At 68.5% G+C, this 19,554-nt stretch carries 21 protein-coding genes; 17 read left to right on the top strand and 4 right to left on the bottom strand.

From position 1 onward, the window contains the following. Positions 1–40 precede the first annotated feature (40 nt). From FS845_RS13710 to dapA, 5 genes are read left to right on the top strand one after another with little or no spacing between them, the layout of a single operon-like run. Positions 41–1,033 carry a Bug family tripartite tricarboxylate transporter substrate binding protein gene (locus tag FS845_RS13710; protein ID WP_186332278.1) on the top strand — a complete coding sequence of 331 codons (993 nt, stop codon included), beginning with the start codon at positions 41–43 and terminating at the stop codon, positions 1,031–1,033. A gap of 7 nt (positions 1,034–1,040) precedes the next feature. Continuing rightward, the gene (locus FS845_RS13705; protein WP_144636025.1) at positions 1,041–1,643 is read left to right on the top strand and encodes a hypothetical protein; all 603 of its coding nucleotides are present in this window, start codon (positions 1,041–1,043) and stop codon (positions 1,641–1,643) included. Then, on the top strand, positions 1,640–2,647 hold the full coding sequence (locus tag FS845_RS13700; RefSeq protein WP_144636022.1) for an ornithine cyclodeaminase family protein: 1,008 nt from the start codon (positions 1,640–1,642) through the stop codon (positions 2,645–2,647). The genes FS845_RS13705 and FS845_RS13700 overlap by 4 nt, the downstream gene beginning before the upstream one ends. A gap of 50 nt (positions 2,648–2,697) precedes the next feature. Further along, positions 2,698–3,816 carry a cupin domain-containing protein gene (locus FS845_RS13695; protein WP_144636019.1) on the top strand — a complete coding sequence of 373 codons (1,119 nt, stop codon included), beginning with the start codon at positions 2,698–2,700 and terminating at the stop codon, positions 3,814–3,816. A 17-nt stretch (positions 3,817–3,833) separates the two neighbouring features. Next, positions 3,834–4,739, top strand: coding sequence for a 4-hydroxy-tetrahydrodipicolinate synthase (dapA, locus tag FS845_RS13690; protein WP_144636016.1), 906 nt, complete (start codon positions 3,834–3,836; stop codon positions 4,737–4,739). A 63-nt stretch (positions 4,740–4,802) separates the two neighbouring features. Here the strand turns inward: dapA and FS845_RS13685 are convergent, their stop codons facing one another. After that, a complete protein-coding gene (locus FS845_RS13685; RefSeq protein ID WP_144636013.1) occupies positions 4,803–7,133 on the bottom strand; it encodes an AsmA family protein in 2,331 nt (776 codons plus the stop codon). Between the two features lie 156 nt (positions 7,134–7,289). Beyond that, positions 7,290–7,901 (bottom strand): DNA-3-methyladenine glycosylase I, encoded by a 612-nt coding sequence (locus FS845_RS13680; protein ID WP_144636010.1) that lies wholly within the window; start codon positions 7,899–7,901, stop codon positions 7,290–7,292. A 164-nt stretch (positions 7,902–8,065) separates the two neighbouring features. Here FS845_RS13680 and FS845_RS13675 point away from each other — a divergent pair, with 164 nt between their 5' ends. After that, a complete protein-coding gene (locus FS845_RS13675) occupies positions 8,066–8,515 on the top strand; it encodes a YkgJ family cysteine cluster protein (protein ID WP_144636007.1) in 450 nt (149 codons plus the stop codon). Between the two features lie 71 nt (positions 8,516–8,586). Continuing rightward, positions 8,587–9,021 (top strand): RidA family protein, encoded by a 435-nt coding sequence (locus FS845_RS13670; protein ID WP_144636004.1) that lies wholly within the window; start codon positions 8,587–8,589, stop codon positions 9,019–9,021. Positions 9,022–9,034: 13 nt separating this feature from the next. Here the strand turns inward: FS845_RS13670 and FS845_RS13665 are convergent, their stop codons facing one another. After that, positions 9,035–9,826, bottom strand: a complete 792-nt coding sequence (locus FS845_RS13665; RefSeq protein ID WP_186332277.1) for a FecR family protein — start codon at positions 9,824–9,826, stop codon at positions 9,035–9,037. Positions 9,827–9,949: 123 nt separating this feature from the next. Between FS845_RS13665 and FS845_RS13660 the strand changes: the two genes are divergently transcribed. Both FS845_RS13660 and FS845_RS13655 read left to right on the top strand, forming a co-directional pair. Then, a complete protein-coding gene (locus FS845_RS13660) occupies positions 9,950–10,258 on the top strand; it encodes a hypothetical protein (RefSeq protein ID WP_144635998.1) in 309 nt (102 codons plus the stop codon). A gap of 110 nt (positions 10,259–10,368) precedes the next feature. Beyond that, complete coding sequence (locus FS845_RS13655) at positions 10,369–11,100, top strand: class I SAM-dependent methyltransferase (protein ID WP_144635995.1); 732 nt, start codon at positions 10,369–10,371, stop codon at positions 11,098–11,100. A gap of 90 nt (positions 11,101–11,190) precedes the next feature. On the opposite strand, the gene FS845_RS13650 is transcribed toward FS845_RS13655, so the two are convergent. Continuing rightward, positions 11,191–12,096, bottom strand: a complete 906-nt coding sequence (locus FS845_RS13650) for an AraC family transcriptional regulator (protein WP_144635992.1) — start codon at positions 12,094–12,096, stop codon at positions 11,191–11,193. Positions 12,097–12,225: 129 nt separating this feature from the next. Between FS845_RS13650 and FS845_RS13645 the strand changes: the two genes are divergently transcribed. From FS845_RS13645 to FS845_RS13615, 8 genes are all read left to right on the top strand, one after another. Further along, a complete protein-coding gene (locus tag FS845_RS13645; RefSeq protein WP_144635989.1) occupies positions 12,226–12,564 on the top strand; it encodes a carboxymuconolactone decarboxylase family protein in 339 nt (112 codons plus the stop codon). 267 nt (positions 12,565–12,831) lie between these two features. Next, positions 12,832–13,659 carry an NAD-dependent epimerase/dehydratase family protein gene (locus tag FS845_RS13640; protein WP_144635986.1) on the top strand — a complete coding sequence of 276 codons (828 nt, stop codon included), beginning with the start codon at positions 12,832–12,834 and terminating at the stop codon, positions 13,657–13,659. 69 nt (positions 13,660–13,728) lie between these two features. After that, entirely contained in the window at positions 13,729–14,496 is a 768-nt protein-coding gene (locus tag FS845_RS13635) for an amino acid ABC transporter permease (RefSeq protein ID WP_144635983.1), read from the top strand. After that, a complete protein-coding gene (locus FS845_RS13630) occupies positions 14,493–15,146 on the top strand; it encodes an amino acid ABC transporter permease (RefSeq protein WP_144635980.1) in 654 nt (217 codons plus the stop codon). Before FS845_RS13635 ends, FS845_RS13630 begins: the two co-directional genes overlap by 4 nt. Further along, positions 15,130–15,858, top strand: a complete 729-nt coding sequence (locus FS845_RS13625) for an amino acid ABC transporter ATP-binding protein (RefSeq protein ID WP_144635977.1) — start codon at positions 15,130–15,132, stop codon at positions 15,856–15,858. The genes FS845_RS13630 and FS845_RS13625 overlap by 17 nt, the downstream gene beginning before the upstream one ends. Before the next feature lie 51 nt (positions 15,859–15,909). Next, positions 15,910–16,704, top strand: coding sequence for a transporter substrate-binding domain-containing protein (locus FS845_RS13620; protein WP_144635974.1), 795 nt, complete (start codon positions 15,910–15,912; stop codon positions 16,702–16,704). A 344-nt stretch (positions 16,705–17,048) separates the two neighbouring features. After that, positions 17,049–17,174, top strand: coding sequence for a hypothetical protein (locus tag FS845_RS26830; protein ID WP_260986297.1), 126 nt, complete (start codon positions 17,049–17,051; stop codon positions 17,172–17,174). Positions 17,175–17,202: 28 nt separating this feature from the next. Next, positions 17,203–19,455, top strand: coding sequence for a phosphocholine-specific phospholipase C (locus FS845_RS13615; RefSeq protein ID WP_144635971.1), 2,253 nt, complete (start codon positions 17,203–17,205; stop codon positions 19,453–19,455). Positions 19,456–19,554 lie beyond the last annotated feature (99 nt).

Raw genomic sequence — 19,554 nt, 5'->3', positions numbered from 1 at the left:
CATGTGTCACACAAAAACCAACAGCCCCGGAGAGACAACCATGTCGCAACGCCCCACCCGCCTGCTGAGGACCGTTCGCCGCTGGAGCGCGCGGCTCGGCCTGGCCTTCATGCTGACCGGCGCCTGCCAGGCCGGCTATCCCGAACACCCCGTGACGATGATCTCCGCCTTCCCGCCCGGCGGCAGCACCGACGTGATCGGCCGCATGCTGTCGCCGAAGCTGGGCGAGATCTTCAAGCAGACCTTCCTGGTGGAGAACCGCGCGGGCGCCTCGGGCAACATCGCCAGCGACTACGTGGTGCGGTCCGCGCCCAATGGCGAGACGATCCTGATCGGCAACAACACCATGACGGTGAACGCGGCCCTGGGCGTGGCGCAGAACTTCGACCTGCAGAAGGACCTGACGCCCATCATGGCGATCGCCGAGACGCCGGTGGCGCTGGCGGTCAGCACCAAGCTGCCCGTGAACACGGTGCAGGAGCTGATCGCCTACGGCAAGGCGCATCCCGGAACGCTGAGCTTCTCGTCCTGCGGCACGGGCACGGCGCAGCATTTCGCGGGCGTGGAGTTCGCGCACCGCGCCGGCATCGACATGGTGCACGTGCCCTACAAGGGCTGCGCGCCCGCGCTGACCGACGGCATCGGCGGGCAGGTGCCGGTGATCTTCAACGCCATCTCGAACATCAGCCCGCAGCTGAAGACCGGCAAGATCCGCCTGCTGGCCGTGGCCACGCGCGACCGCGTGCCCTTCCATCCGGACGTGCCCGCGCTGAGCGAACTGCCCGGCTTCAAGGACTACGACTTCGCCGTGTGGCTGGGCTTCTTCGTCACCGCGAAGACGCCGCAGCCGCTGGTGGACCAGCTGCGCAAGGAATTCATGGCGCTGGCCCAGGACCCGGCCACGAAGAAGGCCTTGTCCGACCGCCTGTTCGTGCCCATGGCGATGGACGGCCCGCAATTGCGCGACCACATCGCCGCCGAACTGGTGAAGTGGAAGAAGATGGCCGACCAGTACCGCATCACCATCGATTGAGGCAATCATGAGCCAGACCATCCCCCGCCTGCGGATCGAGGACATGCGCCCCGACCTGGCCGAATACCTGGGCCCGCGCGTGCGCCGCCTGGGCTACCTCGGCGAGCTGTTCCAGGTCACCGCGCACGCGCCCGCCGTGCTGCTGGACTTCATGCGCTTCACGGAATCGCTGAAGGAAGCGCTGCCGGACCGCCTGGCCGAGGTCGCCGTGCTGACCACCGCCACGCTGATGGAGAACGCCTACGAACGCCACCAGCACGAGCGCCTGTGCGTGCGCCTGGGCTTCGGCCGCGACTGGATACGGGAGGTCGAGCGCCTGGAGCCCGACGCGGCGGCGCTGTCCGACGTGGAACGCGCGGTGCAGCGCTACGTGATGGCGGCCGTGCGCACGCGCGGACTGCAGGCCCAGGACGACTTCGCCAGCCTGGCCACGCTGCTGCCGGCGGACCAGGCCGTGTCCATCGCGATGCTGGTCGGCCGCTACGTCACGCATGCGCTGGTGGTCAACACCTTCAGCCTGCAACCGCCGGTGCCCTCGATCTGGGAGGACGGCTTCGGCACCGATACGGCCAACGCCGCTGCAACCCCCAAGCAAGAGAATCGAACATGACCCAAGCAGAACCCTTATGGATCACCGAGGCCCAGGTCACGTCGCTGCTGACGCTGTCCGAGGCCATCCCCGCCCTGGGCGCCGGCCTGCGCCTGCAGGCGCAAGGCGCCGCGGCCAGCATGCCCAAGACCATGCTGCAGTTCGGCCACAACAACCTGCACGCGCTGGGCGCCAAGCTCGACGCCTACGTCGGCACCAAGACCTGGGCCCACACCGAAGGCGGCACCTGCCCGCTGCTGCTGCTGTGGAATGCCGACGACGGCCAGCTGGCCGCCGTCATCGAGGCCTTCGCGCTGGGCAACATGCGCACCGGAGGCACCACGGGCGTGGCCACCGACTGGCTGGCCCGGCCCGATGCCCGCGTGCTGGCCATGGCCGGCACGGGCAAGCAGGCCCTGTCGCAGCTGGCCGCGGTGCTGGCCGTGCGCGACATCGACGACGTGCGCATCTACAGCCCCACGGCCCAGTCCCGCGAGGCCTTCGTCGCCCGCATCGCCGAGGCCTTCCCGGATCGCGGACTGCGCGCCACGGCGCACGCCAGCATGGCCTCGGCCTGCGACGGCGCCGACGTGGTCACGCTGGCCACGCGGGCGCGCGAGCCCTTCGTGGACGCGGCCATGCTCAAGCGCGGGGCGCACCTGAACGCCATCGGCGCCATCGCGCCGGACCGCGAGGAGTTCAGGCAGGACGTGTTCGAACGCGCGGACGTCGTCGCGGTGGACGACCTGTCCAGCGTGCAGCGCCTGTCGCGCGAGTTCCGCACCCGCTATGGCGACCAATGGGACGGCGTGCAGACGCTGTCGCAGCGCATCGACGACGGCGCGCGCCGTCCCGCGGATGCCGACCTGACGCTGTTCAAGGCGATGGGCATGGGCCTGTCCGACCTGGCGCTGGGCGTGGAGATCCTGCGGCGCGCGCAAGACCAGGGCGTCGGCCGCGCGCTGCCCGCGCCGGTCAAGAGCAAGCCTCGCTTCTTCGCGGCGCCGGTGGCCGCGCAAGCCTGATCCCCACGCATCCGAAGACCTGAATCCCAAGACCGAACGGAGACCGAACCATGAACGAATACACCCGCGACTTCCAGCGGCTCAACGGCCGCTTCATCGACTGCGGCGGCCAACCGCCCGTGTCGACGAACACGCAATGGGCCCCCATCGTGGTCACCAAGGAAGAGATCGACGCCGAGGTCGAGCGCCTGGCCTCGTCGCCGCTGCCCGCCTCGGGCCGGCGCGAATCGCTGATCGCGCATCCGAATGCGCGCGAGTTCGCGCCCGGCATGGCGCCCGGCATCCAGGTGCGCCTGTCGGTGCTCAAGCCCGGCGAACGCAGCGCGCCGTTCCGCCACAACGCGACCGAGGTGAACTTCTGCATCCGCGGCCAGGGCGTCACCGACGTGAACGGACAGCAGGTGGCGTTCCGCCAGTACGACGTGTGGAACCATCCCAGCTACACGCCTTACAGCCACTACAACGATGGCACGGACCTGCAGGTGCGCCTGACGTACTCGAACGTGCCGCTGCTGCAGTTCATGGACATCTACGTCGCCGACGGCGAGCCGCCCGCGGACGCGCGGTCCGGCACCGGCCAGCGTGAAGAGTCCGATGACCCGCGCCGCCGCAATCCGTTCGGCATCTTCCCCATCACCGACGATGGCGGCCTGCTGATGCCCTACGAGACCCTGATCAACCCCACCGCGGTGGAGTCGCGCACGCTGCATTTCGCGTGGGACAAGGTCAAGCCGCAGCTGGACAAGCTGGAGGCGCTGGGCAAGGAATACGTGGGCCGCCGCCTGTACATGTACTACAACCCGGCCACGGGCCGCTTCAACGGCATCACCCCGAACTTCTTCGCGACCATGACGATCCGGCCGCCGAAGATCATCGACCGCCCGCACCGCCACGTGTCGGCCGCCATCAACTACTACTTCTCGGGCAGCGGCTACAGCAGCGTCGCGGGCAACCGCTATGAATGGAAGGCCGGCGACCTGATGCTGTCGGCGCCGGGCTGGGCGGTTCACAACCACGCCTCGTACGACGATTACGTGTACGAGCTGACGGTGCAGGACCAGCCGCTGAACATCTTCATGGAATCCCTGCTGTGGCAGGAAGACCTGCACCATCCCGCCGCCGTGCTGGGCAAGCAGGAAGGCTTCATCACCAACCGCAAGGCCGCGTAAGCGCGGGAGCAACGAGAATGATCACTCTGCAGAACGATGCCCTGCGTGGCTCGATCCCGCCCATCGTCACCCCTTTCAAGAACGGCAAGGTCGACTACGACAGGCTGGCCAGCCTGATCGACTTCCAGGCCCGCAACGGCACGCACGGCGTACTGATCAACGGCACTACGTCCGAGCCCTCGACGCTGACCCTGGAAGAGCGCAACCAGGCCGTGACGGTGGCGGTCGAAGCCGCACAGGGCCGGCTCCAGGTCGTCGCCGCCACGGGCTCGCAGTCGCACGCCGAGAGCGTGGTGCTGACCGAGCACGCGGCGCGCGCCGGCGTGGATGGCCTGCTGGTGGTGACGCCCTACTACATCCGGCCGCCGCAGCGCGGCGTGGCGGCGTACTTCATCGACCTGGGCCAGCGCGTGGACGTGCCGCTGATGATGTATCACATCCCCGGCCGCACGGCGTTCAAGACCGACCTGAACACGCTGGAGCAGATCGCCGAGGCCGTGCCGCATTTCGTGGGCATCAAGCACGCGCTGGACGACCATTCCTTCGTCACCGAGATGCTGCATCGCTTCGGCCCGGACTTCCGCGTGTTCGTCGGCCTGGAGGAGTTTACGTTCCCGATGATGTGCCTGGGCGCGCGCGGCACGATGAACGCTGTGGCCAACGTGGCGCCCGCCGAGGTCGCGCAGTTGTGCGACCTGGTGCGCGATGGCAAGCTGGAAGCCGCGCGGGCCCTGCACTTCAAGCTGTTCGACCTGATGAAGATGATCTTCTGGGACACCAACCCCATTCCGCTGAAGTACCTGATGACGCGGCTGGGCCTGCTGGAGAAGAACGAGCATCGCCTGCCCATGATGCCGGCCACGCCGGAGCTGGAGCGCCGCATCGACGCGATGATCGAGAAGCTGCAGTTGAAGGCGAACTGAGCCCGCTGCCGCAGCAATGACGGCGCCGGCCCGCGGGCCGGCGTCGTCATTTGCAGCGCCGTCTCAGCGACGGCGGGCGGGCACGTGGGCCGGCGCCTTCGTGGGCTTGCGGGCTTCCTGCAGCAAGGCGTTGCACTGGCTGTCCGGCTCGTCGGCGCTGGGCGCCACCAGCGCCAGCAGCCCGGCCGCCGGCGTCAGCAGCGCGCCCAGCGCCACCATGCCCGCGCCGCGGGCCAGCAGCGGACCGGTATGCACGCCCGGTTTGGGATCGGCGAACGTGCCGCGCACGTACAGCGGCGAGCGCAGCGAGAAGATGCGAAAGCCCTTGCTCTCGGGCGAGACGTCCAGGTCCATGGACTCGTTCTTGAAGTTCACCGAGCCCTCGATGGTGACGACCGCGTTGTCGGTGTCGATGACGAAGGCGCGGGTCTTCATCAGGCCGTCCTGCATGCCCAGGTCGGCCGCCGTGCAGTTGATGTGCACCTCGTCGTCGCCGAACAGCTTGGTGACCACGTAGTTGCCCACGTTCAGGCCGGCGATCTCCATCAGGCTGCGGCTGATGACACCGTCGTTGACCAGCATGCGCATCTCGCCGTCACCGGTGCCCAGCAATGCCGCGACCGAATTGCCGCGGCCGGCCAGCGCCACTTCGCCGTTCAACTGCCCCAGCGCGGTCTGCATGGACTCCACCGGGAACAGCTGCTTGAGCTTGAGACTGCGGGCCTTCAGCTTCACGCGTCCCTGCATCGGCGTCTGCGAGCCATCGAGTTGCACGGTGCCGCCGATGCTGCCGCCCGCCATGCCGAATCGGATGGGGTCCAGCAGCAAGCGGCCTCCGTCCATGGTGACGTGCGTATACAGGTCGGACAGCGGCAGCTTGCTGCCGTGGATGATGCGCTTGCCGGAGAAATGCACGTCGGCGTCCATGGCGTTCCAGCGCTCGGTGCGGAATTCCTGCGTGGGCAGGACCTTGCCCGAGGCGGGCTTGTCGGCCACCTTTTCGGTCTTGGCGTCCGCCTTGGCCTGGGCCGCCTTGCCGCCGGCATCGGGTTTCACGCCGATCAGCGGACCCAGGTCGTCCATGCGCAGCTGGTCCGAGCGCAGGCGGCCCACCAGCTTGGGCCGCGGCGCCTGCATGGCGAAGCGCAGCGTGCCGTGCAGGTCGCTCTGGCCGACCTTGCCGTTGAAGCGGCGGTACTCGAAGACCGGCCCTTCGGGATTCTGCAGGCTGGCGATCAGGCGCCCATCGGTGGAATACGGCGGCGTGTCGGGCAGCGTGATGCCGGTCAGCGGATACAGGTTCGCCATGGACGAACCCGACAGCGACATGCGCAGGTTCAGTGCGCCCAGGTGCAGCGGATCGGTCAGCGTGCCCACGGCCGAGGCGCGCGTGCGGCCCACCGACACGTCGGCCTGCACAGGAAAGGGTTCGTCGGCATTGCGCAGCGCCAGCAGGCCTCCCACCTTGCCCTCGCCCTTGACCGGCAGGTCGTTGTACTTGCCCTCGACTTGCCAGGCGAACATGTAGTCGCGCGGCGGACGGCGCGGCACCTCGCCGGCGCGCTCGGCCTGCTCCAACGACTTGGCATTGGCATCGTCCGGCGTGCCGTCGGCGGTCTCGTCGTCGTTCCCGTCGGCGTCCTTGTCCTTGGCGTCGCTGGCGTCCTTGCCCTTGGCGGCGGCTTCCTTGTCCTTGACCGGGACCTGCCCGGACTTGCCCTGGGCCGCCTTCCGGTCCTCGGCCTTTTCGGTCTTGTCCTTGCCGGACTCCTTGTCGCCCTTGCCGTCGTCGCCGTTGGGCCCCTTGCCCGCCAATTCCGCGAACGGAATCGGCTTGCCTAGCGGATCGACCTGGATCTGCAGATCGGCCTTCAGCTTGGCATCCGCATAGCCGATCACGCCCTTGTCGAAGGCGATCTGGTCGACGTCGATGGACCAGGGCGACGGCTCGCCGGTCTCGGGCATCGTGAACACCCAGTTGGCGCGGCCGTCCTCCAGCCGCTGCAGGTCGGCCGTCGCGCCGGTCAGCTGCACGTGGCGGATCGTCACCTGGTGCGCGATAAGCGGCACGGGCGACAGGCTGAACTCCACGCGCTGCAGATTGGCCATGACGGGCTTGCGCGCCCATTCGGTATTGCCGACGGTGAGATCGTTGGCGGTGACGCGCGGCCACGGCACCCAGCGGCGCCAGCCCGTTTCGTCGGGCTCCCGCCGCCACGCGACGGACAGGTCGCCATTGATGGCGAACGGGCGGCCGATGGCGTCCGACACGCGCGCATTGATTGTGGGCTTGAAGCGGTTCCAGTCCAGCGTCGCCACGATGATGACGAAGGCGGCCACGACAACGACCAGGCCCGCCAGGACGCCCAGGAGAACTTTCTTTCTGCGTGTCATGCCGCCCCGTCCTTTGGCCGGACGCTGATCATCCGACCCTGCTTTCCTGCCAGCGTACCCCCGCTGGCGGCCAGGCGGAACCCCATTGCGCGCAATGGATACAAAACGCAAGAACCGGCCACGCTCTCGTGTCCGGGCGTGGCAGGACGCGAGCAATCAGGCGGGCCGCGAGAAAGCCTGCCGCGCATGGGCGCACGCGCCATGGTGATGGCACTTCGGATGGTGGTCGTTGACCATGCCCACCGACTGCATGAATGCATACACGGTGGTCGGCCCGACGAACGACCAGCCGCGCTTCTTCAGGGCCTTGGACAGGGCGGTGGACTGCTCGGTGGCGGCCTGCACGGCGAACGGCGCGTCCTCGGGCCGGGCGGGCGCCTCGTAGCGCCAGAAGAACGCGGCCAGCGAGCCGGCCTCCTCGCGCAGCGCCTGCGCGCGCCTGGCGTTGTTGATGACGGACTCGATCTTGCCGCGGTGGCGCACGATGCCCGCATCCTGCACGAGGCTTTCCACCTTGGCGGCGTCGAAGCGGGCCACGCGGTCGATGTCGAAGCGGTCGAAGCCCGTCCGGAAGGCATCGCGCTTGTTCAGGATGGTGCGCCAGCTCAGGCCGGACTGGAAGCCTTCCAGGCACAGCTGCTCGAACAGCGCCTTGTCCTGGCCGACCGGCATGCCCCATTCGTCGTCGTGATAGGCCAGGTAGGCCGGCGAGCCATCGACCCAGCCGCAGCGCGGCAGCCCGTCGGCGAAATCGGTACGTACGTCCATCCCATTGCTCCAAGAAGACCGCGGGGATCGGCGCGCGTCCCCGTCGAAGTGCAGCGATCCTACCGCATTGCCGCCCGCGGCCTCCTGCCCTCGTGACCTTCCTGCTACTATCGATCGCCCCCGGCAGCAGCCGGGATTTTCCTGGCCGGTCCCGGCCCGCCCCCATGTCCAGCACGTTCATCCCGTCCGCCTCCGACGCGTCCGGCGCCACGCCGATTCCCGCCAATCCCTGCCTGGACTGCGGCGCCTGTTGCGCGCATTTCCGGGTGTCGTTCTACAGCGGCGAGCTGGCCGGCGAAACCGGCGGCACCGTGCCGGAAGAGATGGCCGTGCAGATCGCCCCCCTGCGCGCCTGCATGCGCGGCACCGAGCTGGGCAATGGCCGCTGCGTGGCGCTGCGCGGCGAGCTCGGCCAGCCCGGCATCCACTGCGACATCTATCCGCTGCGGCCCACGCCGTGCCGCGAGTTCGAGACCTGGCAGCCCGACGGCAGCGTCAATCCCGACTGCCAGCGCCTGCGGCTGGCGCTGGGCCTGCCCGCGCTGGCGCCGCGCCCGCCGGCCGAGAACGACCCCGACGGTCCCGCGCATCCGAACCAGCCCAAGGCCGCGTAGCCGCGCCGCAAGGCGCTTGACCTCAAGCGGACTTGAACTTGGATACTGGCGGCCCCTTTCAGGAGTCGCTCATGAAATCCCACAACCTGCCCGGCGGCGCGCCGCATCTGCGCTTCATCAACCCCAACGGCCTGTACGATCCCGCGCCCAATGGCTACAGCCACGTCGTGGCCGCGGCCTTGCCTTCGCGGCTGGTCTATGTCGCCGGCCAGGGCGGCGAGACCGCCACCGGCCAGCTCGATCCGGATTTCAGCGCCCAGGTGCGGCAGGCACTGGACAATCTGGTGGTGGCGCTAGGCGCAGCCGATGCCGCGCTGGCCGACGTGGCCAAGCTGACAATCCTGGTGGTGGACCACGACGAAGCCCGGCTGCACGCGCTGAGCAACGCGCTGCGCGCGCGCTGGGGCGCGCGGCCGACGCCGGCCTGCACGCTGATCCCCGTGGCGCGGCTGGCGCTGGACGGCATGCAGGTCGAGATCGAAGCCACCGCCCTGTGCCGCGCCTGACGCGGCGCCGCCCCTAGCGCGACTGCCAGTCGCCCACCGTGCGCGGATCGATCTTCTCGATCTCGTAGGTGCGCCGCGGCCGGTCGATGGCGATGGCCTGGCCGGCCTCGACCTCGAGCTCTTCGCGCGCGCCGGCCGCCACGGTGCGGATCTTGACCTTGCCCGCGGCGACGCGCACTTCCAGCACGTCGCGCGCGGAACTCACGTCGAACACCACGTCGGGCACCGGCACCCGGCCGCCGTCGACGATGATGTCCTCGTTGCCCACGTGCACGATGAAGGACGTGCGGGCCATGTAGGCCGCGCGGTACAGCGCCTGTCCGTGCGACATGCTGACCTCGCGGCGGCGCGAGAAATAGGCCGCGGCGGCCTCGGTGCCGCTGTTGAGCACCACAACGGAACCGCCGGGCAGTTGCCAGTCGCGTGCCTGGCCGCCCTCGACCTTCACGCGCTGGCTGAACTGCGGCGTGCTTTCGCGCAGCACGAAGCTGACGGTCAGGGCCACGGCCAGTCCCAGGCCGACGGCGGACGCCAGCCACCATTTCCAGCCCCAGCCGCCGGCCTTGCGCTGCACCGGCATGCCTTGCCCGCCCGGCACGCCGCCGGCCGCCGCGGCCGCCGGCGCACTGCCCAGGCCGCCCTGCGCGGCCAGCATGCGCTGGTAGGCCTGCGCGTGGCTGGGATCGGCCTGCAGCCAGGCGTCCATCTCCCGCTGGTCGGCATCGGTCCAGCCCGGGGATTTGCGGCGGGCCAGCCATGCGGTGGCGGTTCGGTACAAGGTGTTCGGATCGGAAGAGGACGGCATGGATCGTGAGGGTTCGGGAAAGGAACGGGGGCCTGCCCGAATGGTACGACGTCCGCGCGGCGGATCGGCCACGGCGGGCATGCCGCGTGCTGAATGGGCGTGTCCCCCTACAGGAGAACCGCCATGACCGATCCGCAACGACCGCCGTCCGGCAAGGACGACAAGGACCCGTCCTCCAACGCGCGCCGCAGCCAGACCGATATCGGCCTGGATACCCAGACGGGCCTGGCTCGCGCCAATGCCAAGGACGACGACCAGCCTCAGGGCCCCGGCCAGCCCGGCGAGCCCCGCCCGCCGCTGGACAGCCCCGAGGAAAAGGCCACGCAGTTCGATGGCAACCCGAACCAGAGCACGGACGAGTCGTCGGGCCTGTTCAAGCCGCACGACGACACGCCGGGCTTCCTGGAAAAGAAGTCCGGGCCCAGGAACTGAGGCGGCCCGCCTGCCCGACATATGCCGTTACCGCTTGCGGGATTACGTGATTGCGCAAGCGGCGCCTTTCTTCTTACAGTGGACTGAAACAGAACTTCCGAGCTGCTTTCATGCAAACTCCCCGCCCGGATCAGTCTTCTTCTGTAAAGGCCTCGATCCTCGACCGACTTCCCGCCCGGCTCGCGGGCCGTGCCAAGCGCCTGCTGTTCCGCCTATCCCCCGCGTTGGCCGAACGGTGCAACGTGGAATTCCGCCTGCACGCCCCCAACCGGCAGTTCCTCGAGAACGAAATCTTCGGATTCCTGGGGCGGCACCTGGCCGCCGGCCGCACCGGCGGCCGCTGCCTGTTCATTGGCCTGGACCGCTATAACTGGCACTATCACCGCGCACTGGGCCCGGGTTTCCATTCGATCGACATCAAGTCCGAGAACGCCGTGTATGGCCAGCCGGGCCGGCACGTGGTGGGGTGCGCCACGCAGCTGTCGCGGCATTACGCGGCCGACAGTTTCGACGTGATCGTGGCCAACGGGCTGATAGGCTATGGGCTGAACCGCGAGAGCGACTTCGACCGCATGATGCAGGCCTGCCATCGGGTGCTTGCCCCGGGCGGCGTGCTGGTGCTCGGCTACAACGACCGTCCGGACCGCCTGCCGTTCCGTGCCGAGCGCGTTGCCGGCTATCGGCTGCTGGAAGAGTTCACGCCGCCCATCGAAGGCGTGCACGGCGCGCACCACCGCATCGAGGACGGTTCGCGGCACAAATTCGTGTTCCTGCGCAAGCCCGGCACGGCACGCGCCGCCGCGCGCGCCGCGCGCTGGCGCACCGCGCACGCTCCGGGCTGAGTCCGACCCGCGGCAGGCAACGGCCGAGGCGGCGCAGGAATCTGGCGCCGACCCGGCGTTGCGGGGACCTTTCCCCCGAAGCCGCCGCGATCACGCCACGTCCTGCCTGCGGTACTGCCCCGGCGCCTGCCCGTAGGCCTGCTTGAATGCACGGCTGAACGCCGCCTGCGAGGCATAGCCGACCTCCAGCCCGATGGCATCCAGGCCCAATGCCGAATCGCGCAGCAGCACCCGCGCGCGCTGCATGCGCAACCGCGTCAGCACCGCGCCGGGACTGTCGCCGGCAAGCTGCCCGAACGCCCGCATGAAACTGGCGCGCGACATGGCGGCCTGCTCGGCCAGGTCCTCCACCGTCCAGGGATGCGACAGGTCGTCCAGCATCGCCTGCCACGCCCGGCCCAGGCGCCGGTCGGTCAACAGCGCCAGCGCCCCGGCCAGTTCCGCGCCGCGCGCCAGGTGTTCGCGCACCACCAGCGCGAACAGCGCGGTGGACAGGCCGTCGATGACGGAGCGCGCGCCCGGCAGGTCGCTGTCGGCCTCGCGCCGCAACAGCGCCACCAGGGCTCCCAGCGGGTCCGGTCCATCGTCCTGCGGGAAGTCGACGCGCACCGCATCCGGCAGCGCCGCCATCAACGCGGCGCCCGGCTCATGGTGGAACGAGCCGCACAACATGTCGGTGGGCGTGGCGCCCTTGCCGATGCGCACCAGCGGCAAGGCGCCCAGCGTGCCCTGGCTCGGGCGGCCGGGCCGGCCCTCGCCCTGGCGCAGCACGTGCGCATCGCCGCGCGGCAGCAGCAGGAACTGGCCCGCGGCCACGCGCATGTCGGGTGCGCCTGGCATTTCCAGCACGCATTCGCCCTGCAGCAGGATGTGGAACCCGGCACGGCCGGCGGCCAGCGGCGGATGATCCAGCCGCCACGCGCCGCCCAACTGGCAGCGCAGGTCCAGCGTGCCGCGGATGCCGGCCAGCGAAATCAAGCGATCGAGCGCGGTCATGGAAACTTGAGCGTCGTGATCAAAGAATCGAGCAGAACCGCCATACGCGGACGGCCCCGAAATCGGACACTGGCTGCACTGGATACGCAACGACGCGCATCCCGAACCCAGCCAACGTGGAGAATTATCATGCTGTTCAACTGGTCTGAATACGTACCCGCCGTGAAACGCGCCTTCGGCAACCTGGGCAAGACCCATCCCAAGATGCTCAAGGCCTATCAAACCCTGGGCGACGCCACCACCGAAGGCCCCCTGGACGCCAAGACGCGCGAACTGATCTCGCTGGCCGTGGGCGTGACCACGCATTGCGATGGCTGCATCGGCGTGCACGCCGAAGCCGCCCGCAAGGCCGGCGCCACCGAGGCCGAAGTCGCCCAGGCCCTGGCCACGGCCATCGCCATCAATTCGGGTACGGCCTACGTGTACTCGCTGCGCGCGCTGGAAGCGTTCGAGCAGACCGCGCAATGACGCGGGTGCCCGCTTTCGCCGGCCCGCCGCCGGCGAAAGCGCCTCCTGGTCGTGACGGTGTTCGGACAAGGCCGCCCTGTTCTCCGTCAGTAGCAGCCTGCATCACGGCACACCCGCATATCCGGGAATATACCGACTCGCACGGGGCAATCACGCGGGCATAGAATGCATCCGCTTGTATGATGACGTACAAGAAAACTGGCGCGCACCCGCATTCAGTACCCTGATCGCGGTAAAAATCAGCGTGCGGGCCTGGAGACAGATGCCATGAGCAGTACCCCTAGGTTCAACCGCCTGCTGCTGACCGGCGCCGCCGGCGGCGTGGGCCGCGCGGTCCGGCCACGCCTGGCCGCCTATGCCCGCCACGTGCGGCTGTCCGACCTGCCCGCCGCCCTGCAGGCTCAGGTCGGCCAGCTCCTTCCGCATGAAGAAGCCGTCCCCTGCGACATCTCCGACCGCGCGGCGTTCGACGCCCTGGCCGCGGATTGCGACGCCATCGTCCATCTGGGCGGCGTCTCGGTGGAGCGGCCGTTCGAGGAGATTCTCGAAGCCAACATCAAGGGCGTCTTCAACCTCTACGAAGCCGCGCGCCGCCAGGGCGTCAGGCGCATCGTGTTCGCCAGCTCCAATCACGTCACGGGCTTCTATCGCCAGGACGAAGTGATCGACACGCACGCGCTGCGCCGTCCCGACGGCTACTACGGCGTGTCGAAGTCGTTCGGCGAGGACATGGCGCAGCTGTACTTCGACCGCTACGGCATCGAGACCGTCAGCATCCGCATCGGCTCGCTGTTCCCCGAGCCGGCCGACCGCCGCATGATGGCCAGCTGGATCAGCCTGGACGACTTCGACGCCCTGCTGCACGGCTGCCTGTTCACCCCGGACGTCGGCCACACCGTGGTCTACGGCATGTCGGCCAACCGCAAGGTCTGGTGGGACAACCGCCATGCGGCCAGGCTGGGCTACGCGCCGCGTGACACCTCCGAGATCTACCGCGCCAAGGTCGAAGCCCGGCCCGCCCCCGCTCCTGACGATCCGGCCATGACGCTGCAAGGCGGCAAGTTCACCGTCACGGGCCCGTTCGACCCGCAATAAGCCGGCATCCCCGGCTGGCCGGGCCGTGGCGCATGCCGCCGCGGCCGCTTACGCAGAGCTCGCTCGTCCATGTCCTTTTCCCTGAACTTCGCTCCGCTGGCACCGTACTGGCCGGTGTTCCTGAACGGCGCGTGGCTGACGCTGAAGATGACCGCGCTGGCCGTGCTGCTTGGCGTGTCCGTGGGCACGCTGGTGGCCTTCGCCAAGCGCAGCCCGCGCCGCTGGCTGTCGCGCGCCTGCTCCGCCTACATCGAGGCCGTGCGCAACACGCCGTTCCTGGTGCAGATCTTCCTGTTCTATTTCGGCCTGGCCAGCCTGGGCGTGCACATGCCGACCTTCGCGGCGGCCGTGCTGGCCATGAGCATCAACATCGCCGCCTATGCGGCCGAGATCATCCGCGCCGGCCTGGAAGCGGTGCCGCGCGGCCAGATCGAGGCCGCCGAATGCCTGGGCCTGTCCAAGTGGCGCATCGCCTGGCACGTGATGCTGCAGCCCTCCATCGAGAAGGTCTATCCGGCGCTGACCACGCAGTTCCTGCTGATGATGCAGGCCTCCGCCATGGCCTCGCAGATCTCGGCCGAGGAGCTGACCGCGGTGGCCAACACCGTGCAGTCCGACACCTTCCGCTCGCTGGAAACCTATCTGGTGGTGGCCGCGCTGTACGTGCTGATGTCTTTGCTGATCAAGGCGCTGGCCTGGGTCGTGGGCGAATACGCCTTCAGGCGCCGGCGCGTGGTGCGACGCGCCGCCGCGCAATCGGCCAAGGCCGCACGGCGCAACGCGCTGGCGGGCCGGCCGCCGCTGGCCGGCACCTCCAACGGCGGGAGCCCGACATGACCGGCGACTTCACCTGGACCTACCTGTGGTATCTCGTGCAGTCGATCGGCTGGACGCTGGTGCTGTCCGCGCTGGCCTTCCTGCTGGGCGGCGCGGGCGGCTTCCTGCTGATGCTGGCACGCATCTCGCCGCGCCGCTGGCTGCGGCTGCCGGCGCAGGTGTTCATCGAGCTGATCCAGGGCATCCCGCTGCTGATCCTGCTGTTCATCGTGTACTTCGGCCTGTCGTTCTACGGCCTGGCGCTGCCCGCCCTGGTAGCCGCCGCGCTGGCGCTGATGATCTACACCAGCGCCTACCTGGCCGACATCTGGCGCGGCTGCGTCGAGGCCATGCCGCGCCCGCAATGGGAAGCCGCCGAGTGCCTGTCGTTCACGCGCTGGCAGACGCTGCGGCTGGTCATCATCCCGCAGGCCGTGCGCCTGTCGCTGCCGCCGACCATCGGCTTCCTGGTGCAGGTCATCAAGATGACCTCGCTGGCCTCGGTCATCGGTTTCGTCGAGCTGACCCGCGCGGGCCAGATCATCAACAACTCCATATTCCAGCCCTTCCTGATTTTCTCGCTGGTCGGGGTGTTCTATTTCCTGCTGTGCTACCCGCTGTCCCGCTGGAGCGCCGCCCTGGAGGACAGGCTCAATGTCGGCAATCGTTAAGGTCAACGCGATCCACAAGCGCTTCGGCGACAACCCCGTGCTGAAAGGGGTGTCGTTCGAGGTCGAGAAGGGCAGGATGGTGGCCATCATCGGCGCCAGCGGCTCGGGCAAGAGCACGGCGCTGCGCTGCATCGACCGCCTGGAAACCATCGACGAAGGCTCGATCGAGGTGTGCGGCATCCGCGTCGAGGATCCCGACATCGACCTGCACAGGCTGCGCCGCGAGGTCGGCATCGTGTTCCAGAGCTACAACCTGTTCCCCCACCTGACCGTGCGCGAGAACATCACGCTGGCGCTGCGCCACGTCAAGGGCATGAAGCGCGGCGAGGCAGACGAGATCGCCCGCAAGGTGCTGGACCAGGTCGGCCTGGGCGACAAGGCCGCCAGCTATCCCGAACAGCTGTCGGGCGGCCAGCAGCAGCGCGTTGCCATCGCGCGCTCGCTGGCCATGTCGCCCAAGGTGATGCTGTTCGACGAGGTCACGTCCGCGCTGGACCCGCAGTTGACCGGCGAGGTGCTGCGCGTGATGGAAGACCTGGCGTCGGGCGGCATGACCATGGTGCTGGTCACGCACGAGATGGCCTTCGCCAGGCGCGTGGCCGACCAGATCATCTACATGCACCAGGGCAAGGTGTGGGAGGTCGGACCGGGCGAGATGCTCGACGCACCCCGCACGCCCGAACTGCGGGCCTTCCTCAGCAACGGCCTCTGACCCGCGGCCGCTCCCCTTCACCCCCACACACAACAGTACACGGAGACAACCATGAAACCCACCCGACTGCTGCTGCGCGCCTGCACCGCCGCCCTGCTGATGGCCGGCCTGGCGCACACGGCCATGGCGGACCAGCTCGACGACATCAAGAAGGCCGGCAAGATCCGCGTGGCCATCGCCATGGGCACGCCGCTGTTCAGCTTCACCGACGCCAACCTGCAGCCCGCCGGGTCGGACGTCGACACCGCCAAGCTGTACGCCAAGGACCTGGGCGTGCAGCTGGAGATCGTGCCGGTGACCAACGCCGCGCGCGTGCCCACGCTGCAGGCCAAGCGCGCGGACGTGGTCATCGCCGACCTGTCCATCACGCCCGAGCGGCAGCAGGTGATCGATTTCTCGGTGCCCTACGCGGTGATCTCCATCATCGTCGGCGGCGTCGCGGACGCCAAGGTGAAGGGCTACGAAGACCTGTCCGGCAAGCGCATCGGCGTCACGCGCGCCACCGTGAACGACTCGCTGACCACGCAGAACGCCAAGGGCGCCGAGATGGTGCGCTACGAGGACGACGCCACGCTGATCACGTCCATGGTCACGGGCCAGATCAACCTGTTCTCCAGCACGCCGTCGAACCTGGCCGAGATGCAGAAGCGCGCGCCCGGCAAGAAGTTCGAACTGAAGTTCGAACAGACCAACTTCGACCTGGGCATCGCGCTGAACAAGGGCGAGCCCAAGCTGAAGGAATGGACCGACCAGTGGGTGAAGACCAACCTGCAGAACGGCACGCTGAACGAGATCTACAAGAAATATCATGGCCGCGACCTGCCGGCGAAACTGACCGGCAAGTGATGGACAGGCGCGCCGGCCCAGGCCGGCCGCCCTTGCAAGCACGTACCAGGGCCGCGCGCGTGCGCGGCTTTTTCGTGTGCGCGGCCGCGCGCGCCGCAATGGCGCCGGGATGTCCTCGCAATGGGGTTATCGGCACATCGGCGTGACAACACTATTGCAATTACCAGCAATATCTTTGCGCCTCACTGCAACAAATTCAGCTAGCTTTCACCCTGCTGTCACCTGCTGTTCTTAGGCTTGCACCGTCCCGATGCCTGTCGCATCCGGCCCGACGCATCCATTCAAGCAAGCCCTATCCCATGCCCATACCTCATTCTGTGCGCGTCCTTGCCGCGGCCCTTGCCATGGCCGCCCTCCTGACTGCCTGTGGCGGCAGCGACGACGACGACAAGCCGTCCACGCCCTCCGATCCCGGCACCGAGCAGCCGTCGAATCCGAAGCCCGAACCCGAACTGCGCTGCGCGCCGTGACCGCCCCACGAACCCGTACAGAACACTCATGACCTCCCGCCGCCAATTTCTGCAGAACACCGCGGGCGCCGGCCTCGCCGCCGCCGTGCTCGCCACCTTCCCGCCCAGCATCCGCCGCGCGCTGGCCATTCCCGCCAACAACAAGACGGGCACCATCAAGGACGTCGAGCACGTCGTCATCCTGATGCAGGAGAACCGTTCGTTCGACCACTACTTCGGCACGTTCAAGGGCGTGCGCGGCTTCGGCGACCGCTTCACCATCCCGATGATCAATGGCCGCAAGGTCTGGCAGCAAGAGCGCAGCAATGGCGCGCTGCTGACGCCCTATCACCTGGACGGCACGGCCAACAACGCGCAACGCGTCGGCGGCACGCCCCACGACTGGGGCGACAGCCAGAGCGCGTGGGACAACGGCCGCATCTCGCAGTGGGCACGCTACAAGACCGACAAGTCCATGGGCTATTTCAAGGAACAGGAAGTGCCGTTCCATTTCGCCCTGGCCGATGCCTTCACGCTGTGCGACGCCTACCACTGCGCCATGCACACCGGCACGGACGCCAACCGCTCGTTCTTCCTGACCGGCACCAACGGCCCCACCGCGCAGAACGTGGCCTTCGTCACGAACGAGTGGGACGCGATCAACGGCGTGGCCGGCGACCAGAACACCGGCTACACCTGGAAGACCTACGCCGAACGCCTGGAACAAGCGGGCGTCAGCTGGATCTGCTACCAGAACATGCCCGACGAATGGGGCGACAACATGCTGGGCGCGTTCCGCCAGTTCCGCGCGGCCAACCTCGCATCGGGCTTCCCGGTGTCCAGCGGCGGCTCGCCGAATGCGCCGTATTCCAACACGGGCCAGCCGCTGCCCTACAAGGCCTATGACGCGGCCACCGACAACCCCGGCAACCCGCTGTACAAGGGCATCGCCAACACGCTGCCCGGCACGACGCCCGACACCTACCTCGACGCCTTCCGCCGCGACGTGATGCAGGGCAACCTGCCGCAGGTGTCGTGGGTCAACGCCCCGTCGATCTATTGCGAGCACCCGGGCCCCTCGAGCCCGGTGCAAGGCGCCTGGTTCATCCAGGAGATCCTGGACGCGCTCACCGCCAATCCCGAGGTTTGGAGCAAGACGGTCCTGCTGATCAACTTCGACGAGAACGACGGGTACTTCGACCACATGCCGTCGCCGTCGGCGCCCTCGCGCAACGCCGACCTCAGCCTGGCGGGCAAGACCACGCTGTCGGACGCGGACATGGCGTACGAGTACTACACGCAGCCCGCGCCGGAAGGCAGCGCCCCGCGCAAGCAGCCCACCCCCGACAATCGCGTGTTCGGTCCGGGACCGCGCGTGCCGATGTTCGTGATCTCGCCGTGGAGCCGCGGCGGCTGGGTGAACTCGCAGGCGTTCGACCACACCTCGGTGCTGCGTTTCCTGGAAGCGCGCTTCGGCGTCGAAGAGCCGCACATCAGCCCGTTCCGCCGCGCCGTGTGCGGCGACCTGACCAGCGCCTTCAACTTCGCCACGCCCAACGACGAGGCGCTGCCGATGCTCAAGGGCCGCCTGACGCGCGCCGACGCCGACCAGCTGCGCAACACGCAGGCGGCCCTGCCCGCCGTGCCGCTGCCCACCGACCTGCAGATGCCGATCCAGGCCAGCGGCACGCGCCCGTCGCGCGCCCTGCCCTACGAGCTGCACACCAGCGCGCGCGCCAACGCCAACGGCCAGGTCCAGCTGCTGTTCTCCAACACCGGCACGCAGGCCGCCGTGTTCCACGTGTATGACCGCCACCACCTGAACCGCCTGCCGCGCCGCTACACCGTGGAAGCCGGCAAGACGCTGGACGACACGTGGAACGCCGGCCTGGACAACCTGGGCCGCTACGACCTGTGGGTGCTGGGCCCCAACGGCTACCACCGCCAGTTCACGGGCGACACCGCGCGCATTGCCGACAGCGGCGCGCAACCCGAGATCCGCGTCTGCTACGACATCGCCAACGGCAACGTCTACGCCGAGCTGATGAATGGCGGCGACAAGGCCTGCACGTTCACGGTCTCGCCGCTGGCCTACCGCGAGGACGGCCCCTGGACCGTCACCGTGGCCGCCGGCAAGCAGGAGTCGCTGCACTGGGAACTGGCCGACAGCGGCCGCTGGTACGACTTCGAGGTCAAGAGCAGCAGCGACGCGCAGTTCGTGCGCCGCTTCGCCGGCCGCGTCGAGACCGGCGAGCACTCGGTCAGCGATCCTGCGATGGGCGGCCAGGGCACGTCGGCCTGATCCTCCCTGCATCGCAGGCAGGGGCCGCGTCACGGTGAACGGTCTTCGACGGTTGGCGATCTGGCCAGCATGCGAGGGCGGTTCATCGGGGCGCGGCCT

The sequence above is a fragment of the Bordetella genomosp. 13 genome (genome assembly GCF_007679965.1).
In the GTDB taxonomy this organism is placed as follows: Bacteria; Pseudomonadota; Gammaproteobacteria; order Burkholderiales; family Burkholderiaceae_B; genus Bordetella.
Note: the sequence above shows the minus strand (reverse complement) of the source record. Positions and strands in the feature narration are given on the sequence as shown.